At 36.1% G+C, this 21,376-nt stretch carries 20 protein-coding genes; 1 reads left to right on the top strand and 19 read right to left on the bottom strand.

The window, feature by feature from the left end; genetic code table 11:
• Positions 1–2: 2 nt before the first annotated feature.
• From EZV73_RS28800 to EZV73_RS25505, 5 genes are all read right to left on the bottom strand, one after another.
• Positions 3–2,966 carry a DNA translocase FtsK gene (locus EZV73_RS28800; protein WP_305037123.1) on the bottom strand — a complete coding sequence of 988 codons (2,964 nt, stop codon included), beginning with the start codon at positions 2,964–2,966 and terminating at the stop codon, positions 3–5.
• An 88-nt stretch (positions 2,967–3,054) separates the two neighbouring features.
• Positions 3,055–3,486: a hypothetical protein gene (locus EZV73_RS25520; RefSeq protein ID WP_240843292.1), complete on the bottom strand. Its 432-nt coding sequence runs from the start codon at positions 3,484–3,486 to the stop codon at positions 3,055–3,057.
• 7 nt (positions 3,487–3,493) lie between these two features.
• Positions 3,494–4,534 carry an HD-GYP domain-containing protein gene (locus EZV73_RS25515; RefSeq protein WP_240843291.1) on the bottom strand — a complete coding sequence of 347 codons (1,041 nt, stop codon included), beginning with the start codon at positions 4,532–4,534 and terminating at the stop codon, positions 3,494–3,496.
• Between the two features lie 11 nt (positions 4,535–4,545).
• Positions 4,546–5,301, bottom strand: coding sequence for a M15 family metallopeptidase (locus tag EZV73_RS25510; RefSeq protein ID WP_240843290.1), 756 nt, complete (start codon positions 5,299–5,301; stop codon positions 4,546–4,548).
• A complete protein-coding gene (locus EZV73_RS25505; RefSeq protein ID WP_240843289.1) occupies positions 5,301–6,800 on the bottom strand; it encodes a polysaccharide biosynthesis C-terminal domain-containing protein in 1,500 nt (499 codons plus the stop codon). Before EZV73_RS25505 ends, EZV73_RS25510 begins: the two co-directional genes overlap by 1 nt.
• 90 nt (positions 6,801–6,890) lie before the next feature.
• On the opposite strand from EZV73_RS25505, the gene EZV73_RS25500 reads away from it, so the two are divergent.
• Entirely contained in the window at positions 6,891–7,787 is an 897-nt protein-coding gene (locus EZV73_RS25500) for an alpha/beta hydrolase (RefSeq protein ID WP_240843288.1), read from the top strand.
• A gap of 26 nt (positions 7,788–7,813) precedes the next feature.
• Here EZV73_RS25500 and dapG read toward each other — a convergent pair whose 3' ends face one another.
• The 14 genes from dapG to nusA form a co-directional block, all read right to left on the bottom strand.
• Positions 7,814–9,013: an aspartate kinase gene (gene dapG, locus EZV73_RS25495; protein WP_240843287.1), complete on the bottom strand. Its 1,200-nt coding sequence runs from the start codon at positions 9,011–9,013 to the stop codon at positions 7,814–7,816.
• A gap of 2 nt (positions 9,014–9,015) precedes the next feature.
• Entirely contained in the window at positions 9,016–9,453 is a 438-nt protein-coding gene (gene dut, locus EZV73_RS25490) for a dUTP diphosphatase (protein WP_240843286.1), read from the bottom strand.
• Positions 9,437–10,711 (bottom strand): pitrilysin family protein, encoded by a 1,275-nt coding sequence (locus tag EZV73_RS25485; RefSeq protein ID WP_240843285.1) that lies wholly within the window; start codon positions 10,709–10,711, stop codon positions 9,437–9,439. The genes dut and EZV73_RS25485 overlap by 17 nt, the downstream gene beginning before the upstream one ends.
• A 66-nt stretch (positions 10,712–10,777) precedes the next feature.
• Entirely contained in the window at positions 10,778–10,984 is a 207-nt protein-coding gene (locus EZV73_RS25480) for a hypothetical protein (RefSeq protein ID WP_240843284.1), read from the bottom strand.
• An 8-nt stretch (positions 10,985–10,992) separates the two neighbouring features.
• Complete coding sequence (gene pnp / locus EZV73_RS25475) at positions 10,993–13,119, bottom strand: polyribonucleotide nucleotidyltransferase (RefSeq protein ID WP_240843283.1); 2,127 nt, start codon at positions 13,117–13,119, stop codon at positions 10,993–10,995.
• Positions 13,120–13,371: 252 nt separating this feature from the next.
• On the bottom strand, positions 13,372–13,638 hold the full coding sequence (rpsO, locus tag EZV73_RS25470; protein ID WP_240843282.1) for a 30S ribosomal protein S15: 267 nt from the start codon (positions 13,636–13,638) through the stop codon (positions 13,372–13,374).
• A 114-nt stretch (positions 13,639–13,752) separates the two neighbouring features.
• Positions 13,753–14,670, bottom strand: a complete 918-nt coding sequence (locus EZV73_RS25465; protein ID WP_240843281.1) for a bifunctional riboflavin kinase/FAD synthetase — start codon at positions 14,668–14,670, stop codon at positions 13,753–13,755.
• 2 nt (positions 14,671–14,672) lie between these two features.
• On the bottom strand, positions 14,673–15,557 hold the full coding sequence (gene truB / locus EZV73_RS25460; protein ID WP_240843280.1) for a tRNA pseudouridine(55) synthase TruB: 885 nt from the start codon (positions 15,555–15,557) through the stop codon (positions 14,673–14,675).
• Positions 15,558–16,508, bottom strand: a complete 951-nt coding sequence (locus EZV73_RS25455) for a bifunctional oligoribonuclease/PAP phosphatase NrnA (protein ID WP_240843279.1) — start codon at positions 16,506–16,508, stop codon at positions 15,558–15,560. It abuts the gene before it with no gap.
• Positions 16,498–16,893, bottom strand: a complete 396-nt coding sequence (gene rbfA / locus EZV73_RS25450; protein ID WP_240843278.1) for a 30S ribosome-binding factor RbfA — start codon at positions 16,891–16,893, stop codon at positions 16,498–16,500. Before rbfA ends, EZV73_RS25455 begins: the two co-directional genes overlap by 11 nt.
• 30 nt (positions 16,894–16,923) lie before the next feature.
• Complete coding sequence (infB, locus tag EZV73_RS28740; RefSeq protein ID WP_255814083.1) at positions 16,924–19,641, bottom strand: translation initiation factor IF-2; 2,718 nt, start codon at positions 19,639–19,641, stop codon at positions 16,924–16,926.
• Between the two features lie 18 nt (positions 19,642–19,659).
• A complete protein-coding gene (locus EZV73_RS25435; protein ID WP_240843277.1) occupies positions 19,660–19,980 on the bottom strand; it encodes a ribosomal L7Ae/L30e/S12e/Gadd45 family protein in 321 nt (106 codons plus the stop codon).
• Positions 19,970–20,239 carry an RNase P modulator RnpM gene (rnpM, locus tag EZV73_RS25430; protein WP_240843276.1) on the bottom strand — a complete coding sequence of 90 codons (270 nt, stop codon included), beginning with the start codon at positions 20,237–20,239 and terminating at the stop codon, positions 19,970–19,972. Before rnpM ends, EZV73_RS25435 begins: the two co-directional genes overlap by 11 nt.
• Before the next feature lie 12 nt (positions 20,240–20,251).
• Positions 20,252–21,364, bottom strand: a complete 1,113-nt coding sequence (gene nusA, locus EZV73_RS25425; protein WP_240843275.1) for a transcription termination factor NusA — start codon at positions 21,362–21,364, stop codon at positions 20,252–20,254.
• Positions 21,365–21,376: the final 12 nt, after the last annotated feature.

The following is a 21,376-nucleotide window of genomic DNA, read 5'->3' as shown; positions in this document are numbered from 1 at the left end:
CTCTACATTGTTTCATATTCTGATTTACTTATGAGTACTTCTCTTGGTTTACTACCCATTGAAGGACCGACAATCCCTCTATCCTCCATCTCATCAACGAGACGCGCCGCTCTATTATAACCTATTTTAAACTTTCTTTGAAGCATAGAAATAGAGGCTTGTTCCATTTCTACAACCAATTTAATAGCCGATGCTAAATGTTCGTCGTCTTCACTTGCGTCGTCTGAAGTTGAAATATTAGCACTCACATTTGAAAGGAATGATTCATCGTATGAAAATACTTTAAACTGATTCTTAACAGCATCCACAATGGATTCTACTTCCTCGTCACTGATAAATGCACCCTGAACACGTTGTGGCTTTGTAGAACCAACAGGGTAATAAAGCATATCCCCTTTACCTAGTAATTTTTCGGCTCCAGACATATCTATAATCGTTCTTGAGTCAATAGCCGATGATACAGCAAATGCGACTCTAGATGGAATATTAGCCTTTATAACACCTGTGATGACATCTACAGATGGTCTCTGTGTGGCTACAATTAAATGGATACCAGCAGCTCTTGCCATTTGAGCAAGTCTACAGATGGCATCTTCCACCTGATTAGGTGCTACCATCATTAAGTCAGCCAACTCATCTATAATAACAACAATTTGCGGCATAAACAAGCTTTTATCTTCACCAAAACGTTTATTAAAGCCTTTTATGTCTCTAACACCATGTTCAGCAAATGAATTGTAACGACGTGTCATCTCTTGTACTGCCCAGTTAAGGGCTACTGAAGCCTTCTTAGGATCTGTTACAACAGGTAAAATTAAGTGAGGTATACCATTGTAGGTATTTAACTCTACTACCTTAGGGTCAATCATAAGAAACTTAACTTCATCAGGCTTTGCATTTAAGAGAATAGAGGTAATGATGGTATTGACACATACCGATTTACCTGAACCCGTTGCACCAGCAATTAGCATATGAGGCATTTTTCCTAAATCCGCTATTATTGGCGTACCTGCAATATTCTTACCAAGACCAACACTTAACTTGGCATCGTTGTTTTCAAACTGATCTGTCTCTAGGACTTCTCTTAGAGTAACCAGTGATGTTTGATCATTAGGGACTTCTATACCAACGGCTGCTTTACCAGGTACTGCAGCGATACGTACTTGCTGAGTCGCCAGGTTAAGGGCAATATCATCACTTAGGTTGGTGATCTTACTCATCTTGGTACCCGGCTTTAATTGAATTTCATAACGCGTTATAGCAGGACCCTTTGAAATAGAAATTACTTTTGCATCCACATTGAAGTTTTCAAGGATCTCTTCTAGGTGTTTGGCCTTTTCATAGACAGCAGACTTGTCTTCGCTGTTTAAAGTCGTGTTTTTATTTAAGAGTTTAACAGAAGGAATCTTGTAATTTTCAAATTCCAGTAAAACACTTTCGTTCATATGTTTTTCTATAGCCGCATCTGGTATCTTACTTTCTTCATGTTGAGTTTCAGAAGCCTTTGGCTTAACACCAGTAATCTGGTCAAACATAGAGACTTGGTCTTGTTCTTCTCTAGATAGAGGTGTACCATTTTCAAATATATCATCCTCATGTGTGACGATGATACCTTCTCGACCCTCACTTGCCTTTATAAACTCTTGGTCAAAACTGCTGGTCTTTTCTTCTGTAGCCGGTACATCTAAGGTATTGAAAGCCTCTAACTCCTCTTGAGAAGGTATATCATTTTCTTCCATAGGTGCCATATCAGGCATATCAACTATGCTTGCATCTGTGAAATCTTCAAAGGACTCTTCTTCATAGGCCTTTTGGATATTTTCTTCAACTAATGTACCAAATCCTGTGATTGGAATATCTAACTCTTCTTCAGGAATACTTAGATCCTGGTGGTTGTCAAAGATATCAGGAGATGATTCGATGATCTGATTTTGCTCAAAGTTTTCATCAAAGGCATAACCAGATGTATCGAAAATATCGTAGTCTTTTTCCATAGGTGGTTTTTTAGCTGCTTCAAGAATCTCTTCTTTGGTTGGTACGGAAGTTTTCTTAAAGAGCTTATCCACTAAAGATTTAGTCGGTGACTGCATAAACATGGCATCGTATTCTTCTAATGAACGTTTATGGGCTTCTTCTTCTTGCTTAAGTTTCTTATCTACCTTTTCTAAAGCCTTGGTGAGCTTTTCAGAAGACCTGTCTTCAATCTCTGCTTCTCTTTTTAGTCTGATTTTTTCTTCTTCTTTTAATCGTTCTTCTTCTAGCTTTTCAGATTCCTTTAGATATTCCTCTTTAGCTTTCTTCTTGATTTCTCGATTTTCTTTCATGCTATTTCTACTGTCATGGTACTTGTTCTTGATCCATTCAAGTAGATTGACATTTGTAATCAAAATGAATGAGATGGTCCATAACATAGCAATGACTACTAAGAGGCCAACACGACCAATTAATGAAATAAAGAGTTTACCAATTAAGGAACCGATTAGACCTGATCCTATTAGTTCAATGCCACTTAGGTAAGTGTCTTGTAAAGATGATAGTTTTAATAAACTGATACCTGGTTCTATATACTTGGTATTTAGAACATCGTAATTAAGGATATTTACAATAAATAAAATACTTAAAAATAATAAAATAAGTCCTACTATAGTCTTTACCCTATAAGCTATTAAACGATTGTTTATCTTATAGAAAAGCGCTAAAAATATAATATATGGTAAGGCATAACCTGCATATGAAAAAAGTCCGAAATAAATGTTTTGTATAAACTCACCTAAAAAACCTATAAGCTGCGTATGTAGGCCTAAAATAGATAAGACTGTAAAGCCTATGAGGCCTATAAGCTTTATTTCATAATAGTTTACATTTTTGCCTGTAGCTTTTTTGTTAGTTTTCTTACTTGTATTCTTAGCTGGTGCTTTAGATTTTGCTGTGGTTTTCTTACTTGTTGATTTTTTTTGTGTCGCCATATTACCTCCAATATCAAACTTAATTATACCATATATAGTGATTTCTTAAAACAAAGATACAAAATAAAGGAAGTCAAAAAAAACAGCCTTAGCTGTTTTTAGATTTGATTGATAATAATTCTACTGTAAATCTTTCTACAGTCATCTTTTTATTCTCTCCTAAAAGACATAGACCATAGTAGACATCATCCTCTAAAGGAATAATCAGATTTTCAAACTTTCTTTGTCTGTTGACAAAATCAATGTACATATGGTTTTCTTGATAGAAAGCTTTTAAGGTCTGTCGTTTGATGTCATCTGCTTCATCCACTAACTTTTCTTTTAGTTCAGCCAGTGCAATTTGTCTCTTTTCAAGTAAAGACGGATAAGCTTCTACATAAGCTTCCCAAATATCTTTGGTCTCATCTAAATGCTCTCTAATGATGTTTAGAACATAATCCATACGTTCCATGTCTTTTTTTTCTGCTTCTTTTCTTAAATCTCTTTTAAGATTTTTTGATACTTTTAATTTTAATTTCATGACGCCTCTAATCTATTAATGCTGTAATTTCTAAAGAATGATCTTTTGCTAAATCTACAAAAGCATCATCCACCTTAACAAGGGGTCTATAAGGTTCGGCCTTGTTGACCATGACCACTTCCCCGATTGTACCATTATTGAGTTTAACGGTTGTGCCGACATAGAAATTACTGATGTTTGACAAGAAGACATTCACAGCTACCGGATCTAGGTAACCGAAGGAATACTCCATGATCAGTCTCGCCACTTGGAAGGGAGACATTTTTGATCTGTAAACTCTATTAGAAGTCATGGCACTGTAAACATCTGCAACCGCAATGATTCTACCAAACTGGTGGATTTCATCCTCTCTTAATCTGTTAGGATAACCATTGCCGTCAAACTTCTCATGGTGTTGATAAACACCATATAATATTTCATCTGAAAAACCCTTGCCGTTTTTTAAAAGCAAGTAACCTAAAGTAGAATGTGTCTTCATAACTTTAAATTCTTCTTCAGTCAATCTATCCGGTTTCTTTAAAATTTCATCAGGAATGTTACACTTGCCTATATCGTGTAAGAGTCCTGCGGTTGCTAAATCATTGATGGTGTCCTGTGGCAGGTTGAGCCACTTACCCAATAAGGCAGCAGACATGGATACCGTTACTGAATGGTCATAAGTGTATTCATCGCAGGCCTCTATTTGCCATAGGCTTTTTGCAAGAATTTGATTGTTTTTTACTTGTTCAAGCATAGGTGTTAAGAGATCAGATATTTCATCAGCAACCACTTGTTTACCGAATTTTACATTGTTAAAAAGATTTTTAAAGGATGTAACCGTATCCTTATAAGTCGCTTGAACGGTGTTGTCAACTTTTAAAACCTTCTTTTTACCTTCTATGCTCTTTTCATAAATGGCCACATCAAAAACATCCATTTTATCCAATAGATCCATAATGCTTTCATTTATAACACTACCACTGGCCACAACCATAACATCGAAGTTATTATAGATGTCTTCACCAATGACCATGCCTTGTTCTACTTCATGCAAAAGTAGTCTTCGCATACAGCCTCCTGCTAGTTCTCATTTGTATTTTTCTCAAAATGCTGATAATCCTTGATACTTTTCCACTCTCCACCCCAGGTCCATCCCCTTGATGTAAAGGCTTCATAACAGGCATCACCTATCTGAATCATACCTTTTTCATCCAATGACCTATCAGCATATCTTTCACCTTCTAGAGGCTGAACAGAACTTGAGCTGACATAAGGGTTTTGTAAAGGATTGATATCTATGGCCATACCAAAGGCATGGTTTGAAAGTTTTTTACTACCAGCTATGTATCTGAAATTGAAAGCCGATGAATTGTTGTCTATCATTGATAGGTTGTCATCTGCTTGATACTCATCTACTAGTTTTATTTTTTCTATTGGATATTTTGCGTCATACAAGTCTTTAAAAATGTCTATGACTTCTTGAGCTAGGGACGCATGAACGATGAGTTCGCCATAATGTCTCTTGTTATCAAATCCCCAATAGGATACTTTAAGATACCTTAAATCTTCAATTTCTATATAGTCATTCTCCTTGTAAGAGAGCGTGTTAATTCTATTATAGATGATGTCATCTATTTTGTTAACAGTAAATACCTTTTCGAATGTTTTTCCTTCAAATTCTGGGATAATTTCCTTTTCTTCTGGAATGGTTACCCGAATAACTTTTTTTTCAACAGGTGGTTCTTCATCAAGTGGTACCTGTTGTACCTGATCGTAGATGATCATGGTGATTAAGGAGGAAATCATTAGAAAAAATACAATTTGTGCTTTTTTCATTAAAACCACCTTTTTATAAATGGTATGTCTTTTAAGGCAACTACTTTAAATGCCAGCATTAAAATGCCGTATATAAAACCGCCTGAAAGAATTCCTATGAACGTACCTATTATACCAGAAATAGAGGAAACAATCACGTAAACAATTGCTGCCATGATTAGACTAGACACCATAGGTACCATAACCATGTATTTTATATCCACTTTAAAGCCGGCTTTGATACAAGAAAGTAGGTTTAAGACCACTACAATGCCATAAGCAAGACACGTTCCTAGTGCAGCACCATGAATGTTGAGTGACGGTAGGCCCAATAAGACAAAAGTGGCTACAAACTTTAAAAGAACACCAAGGTACATGTTTCTAACTGTTGTTTTTTCAAGTTTATAGGCTTGCAAAATAGCTGTAAGGCCCATATTAATCATCATAAATATTACACTGATGCTTGCAATGTTCATCAAGTAATGGTCTGTAGGCAGTGTTGAGTAAAAGAGGTGGAATAAGTCCCTTCCAACGATAAACAAACCAAGGCCACTTGGTATGGCAATTGAAACAATCATAATCATAGCAGACCGCATTCTTGTTGCCATATAAGCCTTGCCATAGTTTTTAGCAGCAACTATATTTGGTAAGGCATTTAAGCTGATGGCAATGGCTATGGCCAGTGGAATGCTTGTAATGGTATTTATAGAGGATAAGATACCGTTGTAAGTCAGTATGTCTGCAGATGTAAAGCCGATACCAGATAAACGTGACTGTACCAATAAACCATCTATAAAACCCATCATATTGGCACCCAGTGCTGATATGGTGATAGGTAAAGAAGCCCTGAAAAGCTCACTTCTAATGTCTTTTTTATTGTTCTGAGATATGGTTACATTTAAGATTTTATGTGTCCTCTTATGATGTATATAGAGGCATATAAAGCCTGTCATGGCACCTGCTGTTGTACCAAAGGTTGCTCCGGCTGCACCAAGAGGTATAGAAAATTGAATAAGTATAAGTGTCAAACCCAGTCCGAGTATCAGTCGGCCGATGCCATCAGCAAATTGCTGTATGGCTAAAGGTGTCATTTCCTGTAAGCCTTGATGATAACCCTTATAAGTAGTTGTAAGTGCTAAAAATATAGGCGCTGGTAATAAGGCCATATAAGCATAGATGACCTCTTTTGGCCAAACAGTTTGTGTTAGAATCGGTCCCATCACAATCAGAATAAGAGTGACGATAAGTCCATACTGAACCATAAAGCTTCTTGAAACTTTTAAAATTTTAGTCCTATAAACGTCAGAATCTGTTTCTGAAACCATTCTTGCTATAACAACTGATGGTGCTGCAATCATGGCTATTATAGGTGCAAAAAACTGTATTGGAAAAGTAAAGATACCATTACCGACAGCACCAATGATTTTGGTCATTGGAATCCTAAAGAATATCCCTATGAATTTGGATATGATGCTGATAAGGGTTAAAAAAATGGCACCTGATAGTATTGACTTCTTCATAAAAAGACCTCCTCTAAAAATATAACAAAATTTTGCATTGTTTACAATAAAACTAGATGTTTATGTTATAATTTAGTGAAGGGAGATATTATGTTATTATTAGTTATTTTACTAGTCTTGATGGCTGTTTTAGGACTGGTTGTCCACTATTCACGACAAGTTGTGTATCCAAAGGTCCTAACCCATGATTATGTCAAGAATTATGAGTTTGAAAATAAAACTTACGATCCTCTTATTTTTGATCAATTAACTGAAGAGGATATTAAAATTCAGACCTATTACGGCTATAAGTTAAAAGGCAAATTGTATTTACAAGATAAACCTGACAAGTTTGTTCTTATGTGTCATGGTATTACATCTAATTACGATGGTATGAAAAAATACTGTGAAATCTACATTAAAAATGGTTACTCTATCTTGTTATACGATCATAGAAATCATGGCTTTAGCGATAGAAACTATACGACCTTTGGCTATTATGAGAAAAAAGACGCTAAGTCTTGTATTGATTATTTAATGAAAAGATTTGATGAGCCTAAGGTTGGTGTCCATGGTGAATCTATGGGGGCTGCAACTGCCTTGCAACTTTCAACAATAGATTCAAGAGTCAGCTTTTGTGTTGAAGATTGTGGTTATTCTAACCTCTTTGATTTGATGAAATTCAGGTCTTCTGAAGACCATCATCCCCTATTATCTATGATTACTCCACTAGCCAATCAATACATAAAAATGTTTTACAGGTTTTCATTCCAAGATGCCAGTGTGATTCATTCCATGAACAAGATCACCTGTCCTGTTATGTTTATACATGGTGAAGAAGATATGTATGTACCCTATTACATGGTCCATGATCTGTATGAAGCATTTGATGGCAAGAAGGCCCTCTACAGCGTTGAAGGTGCAAGACATGCTGTTTCAATCAACAAGAACCGTGTAAAATACCATGAAGAAGTTCAGAAATTCTTAGATGAATATGTCAATGAGTAAAGGCCTACCAGATGGTAGACCTTTTTTTATAAATCAAATTCCTCATGTAATACTTTAACAGCTGTTTGAGCATCGTCTTTTCCTACTAGGAAAGAAATTGTTGTATTGGAATCTGTAGATTGCAGTATTTCTATATCCGATTTTGTCAGAGCAAATACCGTTCTTTTGATGATGCCAGGCACAACATGGATCTTATAGCCAACAACAGTCAACTTAGAACATTCCTCTGAGTAAGAATACTTTAATGAAAGATCTTCTAAGATCTTGGTTAAATCATCGATACGCTTTTGAGCAACGGTAAAGATTTTTCTATCTTGTGTAAAGTTGATCATGTCCATGGCAATCTGATGATCCTCAAGGGCATTTAATAAAGCTTCACTCTTTGAGCCTTCTTCTTCTATGTTTACCTGAATGACATTGTCATGGCTTGTGATGGCTGTAATGAGTTTTTTACTTTCCTTAAGCATAGCCTTTAACTGAGCTTCATCTGCAATTACCGTTCCTTCTGCAGATGAAAAAGTATTTTTGATAACAAGGGGTTTTCTTGCCCTTCTTGCAATAGCAACCGCATTGTGGTCTACTACCTTAGCACCGTATACAGCCATTTGGTAGATTTCATCATATGTAACAGACTCAAGGACATTTGCCTTTTCAACAATTCTAGGATCTGCCGTCATAATCCCGTCTACATCTGTGTAGATTTCAATCAATTCAGCATTTAAAGCCTCTCCAAGAGCAGCAGCCGTAGTATCACTACCACCACGTCCTAAAGTGGTGATATCACCTTCAGAGTCCATACCTTGGAAACCAGCTACTACAACAACTTTGTTTTTACCTAGAAAGTGAAGAATTCTTTCAGGATTGATGTTGACGATATTGGCAGAATTGAAGTTAGACGTTGTCAAAATCCCCGCCTGAAAGCCAGTAAGAGCAACAGCATCAATACCGTGGAACTTAAGTGTGTTAGCAAGGACAACCGATGAAATGGTTTCACCACATGACATAAGCATATCCATCTCTCTTGGGTTTGCCTCTATACCGATACCGTTGACCATATTGATGAGTGTATCAGTTGCATAAGGAGCACCATTTCTACCAATGGCAGAAACAACCAAGACAACTTGTTTATCTTTCTTAATCATTGATTTTACATTATTGATGATCATCTCTCTTGATGATTCAGTTCTTACAGATGTACCACCATATTTTTGAACAACTATACTCATTATTACTTACCAGTAGATCCGAATCCACCTGCTCCTCTCTTTGTATCATTTAAAGTCTCTTCTGCCTGCCATTCAACCATGCCATGTGCAGCTAAAACAAACTGTGCAACTCTTTCACCGTGTTCGATTGTAAAGGCTTCATTTGATAAGTTGATCATAGGAATCTTTACTTCTCCCCTGTAATCACTGTCAATTGTACCTACACAATTGATAAGTGATAAACCATGTTTTATAGCCATACCACTTCTTGGTCTGATTTGACCTTCATAGCCCATAGGAATCTCCATAAAAAGACCTGTTGGGATGAGTTTTCTTTCCATTGGTTGTAAGGTAATTGGTTCTTCTAGGTTGGCTCTTAAGTCCATACCTGCAGATCCAGCAGTCTCATAAGATGGTAGTGGATTCTTAGATCGATTAATTACTTTAACAAGTTGTTTCATGTTCTCCTCCTAAAATTTCTATGCATTTATTTAATATTGATTCATTTACCCTTCCAACAAGTGCTAAGGCAGGTAAGTTGGTAAATAACTTTTTAATGAGTGCATCAACTTTTTCATTTGTAACACCATTGATTTCTTCTTCAACTTGTTCAGGTGTACGTATTTTTGTATGAAACAGACAACCTTTACCTGTTAAGTTCATATAGGCTTCTGTACCTTCTAAATCTAAGATATAATTGCCCTTTAACTGTTCTTTGGCTCGGTTTAACTCTTCTATTGTAACACCATTTAAAAGAAGATCTGAAATTTCTTTTTTAACAAGATAACAGACACGCTCTAAATTAGAAACATGCATGCTTGCGTAGACTGAAAATAAACCTGATGCTTCATATTGGGTAACATAAGAGTTAATGGTATAAGTTAAGCCTTCAGCTTCACGAATGTTCTGAAATAAGCGTGAACTGACACTCGCACCTAAAATATTGTTTAAAACAGCCAAGGTAAAAACATCTGTACTTGCATAAGGCATACCTTCATAAGCAACTTCTAAATGTACCTGTTCAATATCTCTTTTAATAAAGTCAGCTCCAGCATAAAAAGCATGACTGTGTGGATTTGGGATATGTTTAGAAGATTCTAACGTAAAAGCGTCTTCTAAAAGACCTATTACTTGGTCATGATCATAAGAACCAGCAATTGAGATGATCATGTTATCTGTTGTATAGAACTTTTTCATATGTTCTAGAATCATAGCCTTATCAAAATGCTCCAAAGTTGATTGGTTGCCTAGGATAGGTCTTGATAAGGAACCGTCTTTATAGATGGTTTTGGCTATCAAATCATATGAAACATCATCTGGTGTATCCTCAGCCATCATAATTTCATCTAAAACAACTGTTTTTTCCTTCTGAATGTCTGATTCATCCAGTAGTGGATTCATAATCATGTCAGCAAGTACCTTAATTGGTATATCGATATGCTGGTCTAATACTTTAGAATGAAAACATGTACATTCTTTAGATGTAAATGCGTTTAAATCGCCGCCTACTGAGTCAAATAACTCAGCTATGTCTCTTGCGCTGTAATGCTTGGTGCCCTTAAAGAGCATGTGTTCTATAAAGTGTGAAAGACCATTTGTTTTGGAATCCTCATCTATAGAACCGGTCTTTACCCAAAGACCGATAGAAACAGATCTATATTGAGAAAGTGGCGTTAAAATTACCTTCATGCCATTTCTCAAAGTGTGTGTTGTATACATACATCACTTCCTTCTTTTAATATTCAATAACCTATTATATCAGAACACCATAAAAAAATACAACCATTAAGGTTGTATTCTCGTAATTAATATTATTAAAGTGATGACGATGAGCAGTCCGATATAAAAGTGGACAGGTTTTAACCGTTTACCCAAGTCATATCTTCTTCTTTTTTCAGCCAAACGCTTGTTTTTATCCTTACGTTTTTCAGCTTCAAGCTTTTTACGCTCAGCATCTTCCTTGGCCTTATTAAAGTCTACCACATCGCCCATTATTTCACCTATTCTTCTGATTTCTTTTCTTCAGTCTTTTTCTCTTCAGCATCCTTTAAAAGAACTTTTCTAGAAAGATTTACTCTACCTTGCTTGTCAATCTCAGTTACCTTAACAGTAATTTGATCACCAACCTTGAAGTGGTCTTCAATCTTTTCAATTCTCTTAGTATCTAATTGAGAAATATGGCACATACCATCTTTACCTGGTAATAACTCAACGAAAGCACCAAACTTCATGATACGAACGATTTTACCAGTGTATACTTCACCAACTTCGATGTCTTTAACGATCGCTTCAATACGCTTCTTAGCTTCTTCGCCACCCTTGCCATCTACTGCTGTGATTAATACTAAACCTTCATCAGTAATTTCAATCTTAACATCACATTCAGTTGTGATCTTAGTGATAACTTTACCACCTGGTCCAATAACGTCTCTGATCTTATCAGGATGGATTTGCATGCTAAATACTCTAGGAGCGTATGGAGACATTTCTTCTCTTGCTTCTGAGATTTCCTTATCCATTTCGTTAAGGATGAATAATCTACCTTTTCTAGCTTGCTCTAAAGCATTCTCTAAAAGTTCTCTAGATAAACCATCAATTTTAATATCCATTTGGATAGCAGTCATACCATCTTTAGTACCAGCAGCTTTAAAGTCCATGTCGCCCATGAAGTCTTCTACTGCTTGGATATCACTTAAGATAGCGATCTTGTCGTCTAACTGCATAAGACCCATAGCAATACCAGCAACAGGTGCTTTAGTAGGTACACCAGCATCCATTAATGACATAGATGAACCACAAATTGAAGCCATTGAAGATGAACCGTTACAAGTAACAATCTCAGATACTAAACGAATAGCATATGGGAATTCTTCTTCACTTGGAAGGACTGGTACTAATGCTCTTTCAGCTAAGGCACCGTGACCGATTGCTCTTCTGTTAGGACCTCTCATGAAACCAGTCTCACCTACTGCAAATGGTGGGAAGTTATAGTGGTGCATGTATCTCTTAGTTTCTTCAATACCTAAACCATCAATTCTTTGCGCTTCAGATAAAGCACCTACAGATGTGATTGTTAAAGCCTGAGTAACACCTCTTGAGAATAATGCAGAACCATGTGTTCTAGCTAATAATGAAGTTTCACATTCGATTGGTCTTACTTCATCATGAGCACGGCCATCAGGTCTCTTACCTTCTTGAATGATCATCTTTCTTACAGTTTCTTTTTCAATTTTCTTAAAGAAACCAGCAATTTCTCTTTCTCTTTCAGGGTAATCTTCAGCAAGGTGTGCTAACAAGTCTGACTTGATAGTATCTACTGCCTTGTTTCTTTCTTTTTTACCTTGAACTCTAATAGCTTCATTCATTTTGTCATATGCAAAATCAAAACAAGCTTTCTTTAATTCTTCGTCAACAACGATTTCTGGAACTTCCATCTTTTCTTTACCAGATTCAGCCTTGATCATATCAATGAACTTAACAAGTTCTTTAATAGCTTCATGACCGAACATGATACCTTCTAAGATTTCTTCTTCTGATAAAATATCAGCGCCAGCTTCAACCATTACGATTGCTTCTTCAGTACCAGCTACTGTTAAGTTAAGTCTAGATCTTTCCATTTGCTCAACAGTTGGGTTGATCACATATTGACCATCAACGTAACCTACTACAACACCAGCGATAGTTGCTTCAAATGGAATATCTGATACAGCAATCGCTAAAGATGCAGCTGTAATAGCAATTGATTCAGGTGCGTTGTCTTGCTCTACTGATAATACAGATACAATTAATTGTACTTCATTGAAGAAACCATCTGGGAACATAGGTCTCATTGGTCTGTCAATTAGACGAGCATTTAAGATTGCCTTTTCAGATGGACGACCTTCTCTTTTAACAAAGCCTCCTGGAATCTTACCTACTGAATACATTTTCTCTTCATAATCCACACTTAGTGGGAAGAAGTCAATACCTTCTCTCGGTTTAGCTGAAGCAGTTGCTGAAGCAAGTACTGCAGTATCGCCGTAACGTACAATTGCAGAACCGCTTGATAAGTTAGCCACACGACCTAATTCTACTACAAAAGGTCTGCCGCCAAGTGTCGTTTCATACACTTTAATATTTCTTTTCATAAATCCTCCTTGAGAGCTGTTCTCTCATCAAATACTGGATTAGAATTTATCCTACTTACTCTAAAAAACACTTATACACATAAGTCCTCTTTACAATAAGTAGGTCTCACTCCAGTGAGATTGTACAAATAAATTCTAATCACTCCAATTATTATAACATAATTAGGGCAGATAACAAACCAAATCATCCAATATTTACCCTAATTAAAACATAAACAAACAGAAAAAGAGCGCTAAGCGCTCTAGTAGTCATTATCTTCTTAATCCAAGTCTAGAGATTAACTCTCTGTATCTATTTACGTCTTTACCTTTAACGTAAGCAAGAAGGTTTCTTCTTTGACCAACCATCTTTAAAAGACCTGCTCTTGAGTGGTGATCTTTCTTGTGGATCTTTAAATGCTCGTTTAAGTCATTAATCTTGTAAGTTAATAACGCAACTTGAACCTCTGCAGAACCAGTGTCGCCTTCTTTTGTTTTGAATTCTTCAATAATTTCCAATTTCTTTTCTTTAGTAATCATGCTAAAGCACCTCCATAATAATATATGCCATAAGCCAGGAACAACGTCGGTGATTCGAGAGTCTTAGCAAATGGTCGACTTAAAGTCTATCACACTTACATTCTTTTGTAAATATTATAGACCAAAAAATTCTCTTGTTAATTGTACATCAGATTCTATCTTTTCTATCAAAGCATCAAGAGAGTCAAATCTGATTTCTTTTCTTATAAAACGTATAAATAAAACATCCAAAGTTTCGCCATACAGATCGCCATCAAAATCTAAAATATAGGTTTCAATGTTAAAGTCAGTTTGGTTAAAGGTTGGATTAAATCCAACATTGGTAACACTAGGATAAACCTTTTTATCAATAATGGTTTCTGTCATGTAAACCCCAGGTCTAAGCACACTCATTTCATAGTCCGTCTTTAGGTTTACTGTAGGAAAACCAAGTTTTCTCCCCATGTGTTTACCATGAATAACCTTGCCTCTGATGTCATATTTTCTGCCTAAAAGCTCATTTGCAGAAGCGACTTGACCACTTAAAAGATGTTGCCTGATAAGTGTTGATGAAATCAAAATACCATCTTTTCTGATAGGATCAATGATTTCAAGTTCATAGCCATATTCTGCTTGATACTGCTTAAGCATATTGACACAGCCCTTGGCATTTTTACCAAATCGGTAATCATAGCCTACTATGATATGCTTGGCATTGATGTTTTTTAGTACAATATCTACTAAAAAGACTTCTGCCTGCATATTGAGTTGAGTCTCATCAAAAGGCACCATAATCAATATGTCTACACCAAGCTTCTTAATAATAGATATTTTCTGCTCAGGTGTGATCAACCTTTTAGGTGTTTCTACATCAGAAAGCTCTTTAGGATGATTCGAAAAGGTATAAACAACACTTTGTAAGCCCTTTTCTTTTGCGGTTTTAACCACCTTTTCAATAACCTTTTTATGTGCTATATGAACACCATCGAAGGTCCCTAATGCGACAACTGATGGTTCTAATTTGAATTCACTTAGAGAACGAATGACTTTCATCTCTACCTCTTAATATCAAATAGTTTAGTTACCCTTAATGCACCATCTGTAAATTGTGACAGTGCAAGAAATCTGTCTTGATTATATACCAATACATGCTCACCATCTTCGAAGTTAAAATCTACATAGCGCATCAAGTCAATTTTAACACCATTTTGAATCAGTTCCTTTGCCTTATTAGATACATGAACAGATTTTTTGAAGCCTAAAGACAAATCAATGGGCCTCATGCACTCTTTTAAACTTAAACCGAGTGACTTTACTTCCTCGATAGTCAGACTGTCAGCCTTGTTGAACTGACCACTACCTGTTCTTTCAAGTCCTGTCATATGTGCAAGCGTGTTTAATTTCTTACCAATATCTGTACATAGTGTTCTGATATAAGTCCCTTTGGCACATACAACTGTAAAAGTTGCCTCATGACCATTAATGACAATATCGCAAATATCATAAATTGTACGTATTCTTGGCTTTCTTTCAACTATTTTACCTTGTCGAGCAAGTTCATAAAGCTTCTTGCCATTGACTTTTAAAGCTGAATACATAGGTGGTATTTGCTCAATATCTCCTATGAATGATCGAATAGCCTTTATATAATCTTCATCCGTCACAGAAACAGGCTTGGTTTCTATGACTTCTCCCCAACAATCTTCTGTGTCCGTTGCAGCACCCAGTATCATTGAAGCCCTGTAGATCTTTCTATCATTTTGAATAAAATCTACGATTTTTGTTGCTCTTCCCACACAAATGGGCAAAACGCCAGTAGCCATAGGATCCAAAGTCCCAGTATGACCCACTTTTTTTGTATTTAAAGCCTTTCTTACAATGGCTACAACATCATGGGATGTCATATTTTGTGGCTTATAAATATTTAAAACACCATCCATTTACAACCGACTCTCAATTTCCTTAATTATAGTTTGTTCAGCTTCCTGTAAGTTCATGTTAAGTGTACAACCAGCTGCTCTAATATGGCCGCCACCACCAAATAACAATGAAATTTCAGAAACATCTAAATAAGATTTAGATCGCATGCTGACTTTTATTTCCTTATCAGATATTTCTTTTAGAAGTACTGAAACTTCTATACCAGAAATATCACGTCCTGCTTCAACAATACCGTCACTATGATACATTTCACATTCAAGTTCACCTAACATAGTCTGAGTCACTTTTAACAAAGCCATTTTATTTTGACCATGTAACTCAATACCAGACAAGGCGTTAGACTTTAAGATCACCTTTTTAAGTTCTTGATTAGAAAAGATCTCTTGACTGATTTTTTCAAAGTCAAAGCCTGTTTCAAATATACGAGCAGCGACTTTTAATGTTTCACTGGTCGTATTAGAATATCTAAACTCGCCAGTATCGGTCACTATAGATGTATAAAGACCAATGGCATCGTTTGTATCTATTTTATAGTCGATTTCTTCATATAAGCCAAATAAAAGCTCTCCAACAGAAGAAACCATTTTTACAATATTGGTATCACCAAAGTAAGCATTGGTCTTATGGTGGTCGATAACAAGGAGATGAGAACATCTACTCAATACCTCATCCGTTGTACCTGCACGGTCTTTGCTGGATGTATCTAAGATAATACCATAGTCATAAGTACCACTTACCTGATCACTTTTGATCATATTGTCTTTTTTTAAGAATAAATAGTTGCTTGGAATCAAATCATCCATAATAATATGGTGTTCAATGCCATGTCTATCTAAGCAGTGAGATAAAGTAAAAGAAGATCCCAAACAGTCACCATCTGGTGACTGATGTGGGATAATCAAACATTTACCTTGAGAAGATAGAATTTCTTTTAGAATATTATTCTTCATCCTCTTCCTCTAATTCAATGTCATATTCGTCCTCGTCAGGTACTTTGACCTCATTAAGGATTTTTTGAATATGCATAGCATTTTCTACTGAATCATCTTCTTTGAAGATAGGTTCAGGTGTATATCTAAGATCGATATTTTTTCCGATTTCGTTTCTGATGAAACCTTTAGCTCTGTTAAGTGCCTCTACAGTTTCTGCACGATTCGCATTTGGATCATAAACACTAATATAGATGTAAGTAAATCTTAAATCCTTAGTTGTTTTTACATCTGTTACAGAAGCAAATCTAGAAATACGCGGATCTTTTAAACCGCCTCTAATAAGAAGGTCACTTACCACTTTTCTGATTTCTTCCGAAATTCTTCTATTTCTAGTAGATCCCATTTATGCTCACCTCTTTCTAAAGGCCTTGCCTTATGATTTTCTTTTGATTTCTACCATTTCGAAGGCCTCGATGATATCGCCCTCTTTCATATCGTTATAGTTCTCGAAGCTGATACCACACTCAAAACCTTTTTGAACTTCTTTAACGTCGTCCTTGAAACGCTTAAGTGATGCAATCTTACCTTCGTGTATAACAATACCTTCTCTAACAAGTCTGAACTCAGCATTACGAGTAACTTTACCTGTTAATACATAAGCACCAGCAATTGTACCAACGTTAGGTACCTTGATTAACTGACGTACTTCAATAGAACCGATAACTTCTTCTTTGTACTCAGGATCTAACATACCGATTAAGGCATCCTTAACATCGTTGATAGCCTCGTAGATAATTCTATAAGTCTTTAACTCAACACCTTCACGTTGAGCAATACCTTCAACCATGATTGTTGGTCTAACGTTGAAACCGATGATAATCGCATCAGAAGCTGATGCTAATAATACATCTGATTCAGTGATTGTACCAACAGAAGAACGGATGACATTTACAGTTACTTCTTCGTTAGATAAGTTCTTTAATGACGTCTTAAGTGCTTCTAGTGAACCTTGAACATCTGCCTTAAGGACAATCTTGATTTCCTTCATTTGACCTGCTTGAATTCTATCAAATAGATCTTCAAGAGTAACATGTGAAGGTGTATCTTTAAGAAGCTCGTTACGCTCGTTAACAGACTTCTTCTCAGCAATCTTTCTTGCAACTCTATCATCTTCAGCAACAAAGAATCTATCACCAGCCACTGGTACTTCACTTAAACMAGTGATTTCTACTCCTGTAGATGGACCAGCTGTTTTGGTTCTCTTGCCTAAATGGTTGTACATTGCTCTAACTCTACCGAAAGTAGAACCACATACAATTGAGTTACCAACTTCTAATGTACCATTTTGTACAAGTAAAGTTGCAACAACACCACGGCCTTTATCAACTCTAGCGTCGATGATTGTACCGTTAGCATCTCTATTTGGATTTGCTTTTAATTCTAATACTTCAGCTTGAAGTAAGATCATTTCTAATAATGTATCGATGTTTAACTTCTTAAGAGCTGATACCTCTACAGAAATTACATCACCACCCCAGTCTTCAACAAGTACGCCATGCTCAGAAAGCTCAGACTTTACTTGATCAGGGTTGTTACCAACCTTATCAATCTTGTTGATGGCAACGATGATTGGTACACCAGCAGCCTTAGCATGGTCTATTGCCTCAATTGTTTGTGGCATAACACCATCATCTGCAGCAACAACAAGAACAGCAATATCTGTAACTTGAGCACCACGGGCTCTTAATGTTGTGAAGGCCTCATGACCCGGTGTATCTAAGAATACGATTCTTTGATCGTTAATAACTGCTTCAGATGCACCGATATGCTGAGTGATACCACCCGCTTCTTTATCTGTTACAGCAGATTCTCTAATCGCATCTAGTAATGAAGTTTTACCATGGTCAACGTGACCCATAACAGTTACAACTGGTGGTCTTGTTTCAGTTGCTTCTTCTTCATCATCTTCAAAGTACTTTTCAACCATTACTTCAGCTTCATCAACTGGTACTAAAAGCTTAGCAGGAATGTCATATTCCATGGCAATTAATTCAGCTGTTTCAAAAGCAATTTCTTGGTTAAGGTTAGCCATGATACCAGTAGCCATTAACTTCATAATGATGTCAGCAGAAGATTTGCCTAACATTTCAGCGAAGTCACCTACAGTAACTAGCTCAGGAATCATTAAGTTACCTTCAGCATCATAGTACTGAGAAGTATCAACTGCCTTAACTTCCTTCTTCTTCTTTTTACCCTTAACTTTTTTACTGAACTTATCTTCTAATGAAGCATTGTGATCATAACGCTTCTTATCTTTTTTCTTCTTAGACTTATTATAAGTGTTCTTCTTATCAGGATTAGTCGCAGGTGCAGCAGATGCAATCTTTTGAATATCCTTCTTAATATCGTTTGGCTTATTATAAGGCTTGTTTTGAGCTGGTCTAGATTGGTTGTTTCTAGACTGATTGTTTCTATTGTCTCTAGACTGGTTGTTTCTGTTGTCTCTAGACTGGTTGTTTCTGTTGTCTCTAGACTGGTTGTTTCTGTTGTCTCTAGACTGRTTGTTTCTGTTGTCTCTAGATTGGTTGTTTCTGTTGTCTCTAGACTGGTTGTTTCTGTTGTCTCTAGACTGGTTGTTTCTGTTGTCTCTAGACTGGTTGTTTCTGTTATCTCTAGATTGGTTGTTTCTGTTATCTCTAGATTGTGTGTTTTGAGAAGGCTTTTGTTCAGTCTTTTGAACTGGCTTCTCCTCCACCTTTGGTGCTGGCTTTGGTTGCTCTACCTTTTTAGGTGGTTTTACTGGTGCTTTTTCTGGAACAGAAGACTTAATCGCTTCAAGTTTTTCAAAGTGAGCAGGCTTTGGTGCCTTTCTTTGATTGTTCTTGTTTTGAGATCTGTTCTTTTGGAAGTCACTCTTTCTTTTAGGTCTATTTACCTTAGGTGTACCTACAGTCCAGCTTGTTTTCTTTTTCTTTGGCTGTTCTTCAGCTGTATCCTTAGTAAATATCTTTTTAATCATAGCCACTTCATTATCTTCTAATGTAGACATATGATTGTTTACTTCTATTTTCATATCTTCAAGTTTAGTAATAATATCTTTACTTGAAATGTTAAGTTCTTTTGCTACTTGATAAACTCTTATCTTTGACAATTCTACTCCTCACTTTCTTTAGTCAGGGCTGTTTGTCATCTCCTCATAGATTTTTCGAAGTTCACGAGAAAACTTTTTATTGGAAATACCGTAAACAGCTCTATTATACTTACCTATCGCGTGAGATAGACTTTCTCTGCTTCCCCATATGATATAAGGGACTTGAAAGCGTGTCGATAATTGAACAAAACGTGATTTGGTATTTTCTGAAGCATCTTCGGCAATGATAACCAGTGAAATCTTCTTCTTTGGAATATAGAGTTCCAAAGTGTTTTCTCCACTCATAAGATTGCCTGACTTTTGTGCAAAGCCCATCATTGTAAGAAACTTATTTTGCATCTTCAAGCTCCTTACGCATGCTTTCATATACCTCTTCTTCGATTTTTGTCTGTAATGCTCTTTCTAAAGCCTTTCTTTTATAAGCTTTTTCATAACATTCAAGTGATTTACAGATATAAGCACCACGTCCGTTTGCTTTCCCTGTTAAATCCATAAAAATCTCACCGTCTTTATTTTTAACAACACGAATTAATTCGCGCTTGTCCTTTTGTTCATTACATCCCAAACACTTTCTTAAAGGAACTTTTCTAGTTTTCATTAGAATATCTCCCTATTGGAAATCAAATTCAGCTTCTAAATCAAATTCGTCGCCTAAGTCGATTTCACCTGAATTAACCGCTTCTTTAAATTGAGTTTCACTCTTGATATCGATTTTCCAACCTGTAAGCTTGGCAGCTAAACGTACGTTTTGGCCTTCTTTACCAATTGCCAATGATAATTGGTAATCTGGTACAACCACTAGTGCCGCTTTTTCTTCGTCACTGTACAATACTTTTTCAACCTTTGAAGGTCTTAAAGCATTGGCAATGTACTCAACTGGGTCATCTGACCATTCAATGATATCAATTTTTTCATCGTTTAATTCATCAACGATGTTTTGTACTCTAGTACCTTTTGTACCAACACATGAACCTACTGGATCGATGTCTTCGTTTACTGAGAATACTGCAAGTTTCGTTCTTGAACCTGCTTCTCTAGAAATACCACGAATTTCAACAATACCGTCTCTGATTTCTGGTACTTCAAGTTCAAATAATCTTCTGATAAAACCAGGATGCGTTCTAGAAACTAAAACTTGTGGACCTTTTGTCGTATTCTTAACTTCAAGAATAAATGACTTAATACGGCCACCTTGGTCATATCTGTCTGTAGACATTTGCTCACTCGGTAATAAAATGGCTTCTGTTCTACCTAAGTTGATGTGAACAACACCCTTTGATACTCTTTGGACAGTACCATTTACGATTTCAGATTCTCTGTTAGAGAACTCTTCAAAAATTAGATTTCTTTCTGCTTCTCTAATTCTTTGAACAACGACTTGCTTAGCAGTTAATGCAGCAATTCTACCGAAGTTATTTGGTGTAACCTCTACGTCCATGAAATCGCCTACTTCATAGATTGGGTTTGTTTTCTTTGCTTCTTCAACAATTACCTGAATTTTATCATCTTCAAAGTCATCATCTTCTACAACGATGTATCTTGCAAATACTTGGTACTCACCTGTTTCTCTATCCATATTTACAATAACATTTTGAGCTGTTTCACTAAAGTTCTTTTTATAAGCTGTAATTAATGCAGCTTCGATTGTTTCGAATAAGATATCTTTAGAGATGCCTTTTTCTTTTTCAATCTGATCCAAAGCGTTTAATAATTCGCTTGACACTGTTTTCCCTCC

The sequence above is a fragment of the Acidaminobacter sp. JC074 genome, from assembly GCF_022496765.1.
In the GTDB taxonomy this organism is placed as follows: Bacteria; Bacillota; Clostridia; order Peptostreptococcales; family Acidaminobacteraceae; genus JABXKX01.
Note: the sequence above shows the minus strand (reverse complement) of the source record. Positions and strands in the feature narration are given on the sequence as shown.

Bases quoted from the DNA above. Each gene is read 5' to 3' on its own strand.
- EZV73_RS25455 (WP_240843279.1), bottom strand. From the start codon at position 16,508: ATGAAGAATAATATTCTAAAAGAAATTCTATCTTCTCAAGGTAAATGT.
- EZV73_RS25480 (WP_240843284.1), bottom strand. From the start codon at position 10,984: ATGGGCGATGTGGTAGACTTTAATAAGGCCAAGGAAGATGCTGAGCGT.
- EZV73_RS25510 (WP_240843290.1), bottom strand. From the start codon at position 5,301: ATGAAAAAAGCACAAATTGTATTTTTTCTAATGATTTCCTCCTTAATC.
- dut (WP_240843286.1), bottom strand. From the start codon at position 9,453: ATGAAACAACTTGTTAAAGTAATTAATCGATCTAAGAATCCACTACCA.
- rnpM (WP_240843276.1), bottom strand. From the start codon at position 20,239: ATGAAAACTAGAAAAGTTCCTTTAAGAAAGTGTTTGGGATGTAATGAA.
- rbfA (WP_240843278.1), bottom strand. From the start codon at position 16,893: ATGGGATCTACTAGAAATAGAAGAATTTCGGAAGAAATCAGAAAAGTG.
- EZV73_RS28800 (WP_305037123.1), bottom strand. From the start codon at position 2,966: ATGGCGACACAAAAAAAATCAACAAGTAAGAAAACCACAGCAAAATCT.
- EZV73_RS25500 (WP_240843288.1), top strand. From the start codon at position 6,891: ATGTTATTATTAGTTATTTTACTAGTCTTGATGGCTGTTTTAGGACTG.
- rpsO (WP_240843282.1), bottom strand. From the start codon at position 13,638: ATGATTACTAAAGAAAAGAAATTGGAAATTATTGAAGAATTCAAAACA.
- pnp (WP_240843283.1), bottom strand. From the start codon at position 13,119: ATGAAAAGAAATATTAAAGTGTATGAAACGACACTTGGCGGCAGACCT.
- EZV73_RS25505 (WP_240843289.1), bottom strand. From the start codon at position 6,800: ATGAAGAAGTCAATACTATCAGGTGCCATTTTTTTAACCCTTATCAGC.
- EZV73_RS25465 (WP_240843281.1), bottom strand. From the start codon at position 14,670: ATGAAAGTCATTCGTTCTCTAAGTGAATTCAAATTAGAACCATCAGTT.
- EZV73_RS25485 (WP_240843285.1), bottom strand. From the start codon at position 10,711: ATGTATACAACACACACTTTGAGAAATGGCATGAAGGTAATTTTAACG.
- truB (WP_240843280.1), bottom strand. From the start codon at position 15,557: ATGGATGGTGTTTTAAATATTTATAAGCCACAAAATATGACATCCCAT.
- EZV73_RS25520 (WP_240843292.1), bottom strand. From the start codon at position 3,486: ATGAAATTAAAATTAAAAGTATCAAAAAATCTTAAAAGAGATTTAAGA.
- EZV73_RS25435 (WP_240843277.1), bottom strand. From the start codon at position 19,980: ATGCAAAATAAGTTTCTTACAATGATGGGCTTTGCACAAAAGTCAGGC.
- EZV73_RS25515 (WP_240843291.1), bottom strand. From the start codon at position 4,534: ATGCGAAGACTACTTTTGCATGAAGTAGAACAAGGCATGGTCATTGGT.
- dapG (WP_240843287.1), bottom strand. From the start codon at position 9,013: ATGAGTATAGTTGTTCAAAAATATGGTGGTACATCTGTAAGAACTGAA.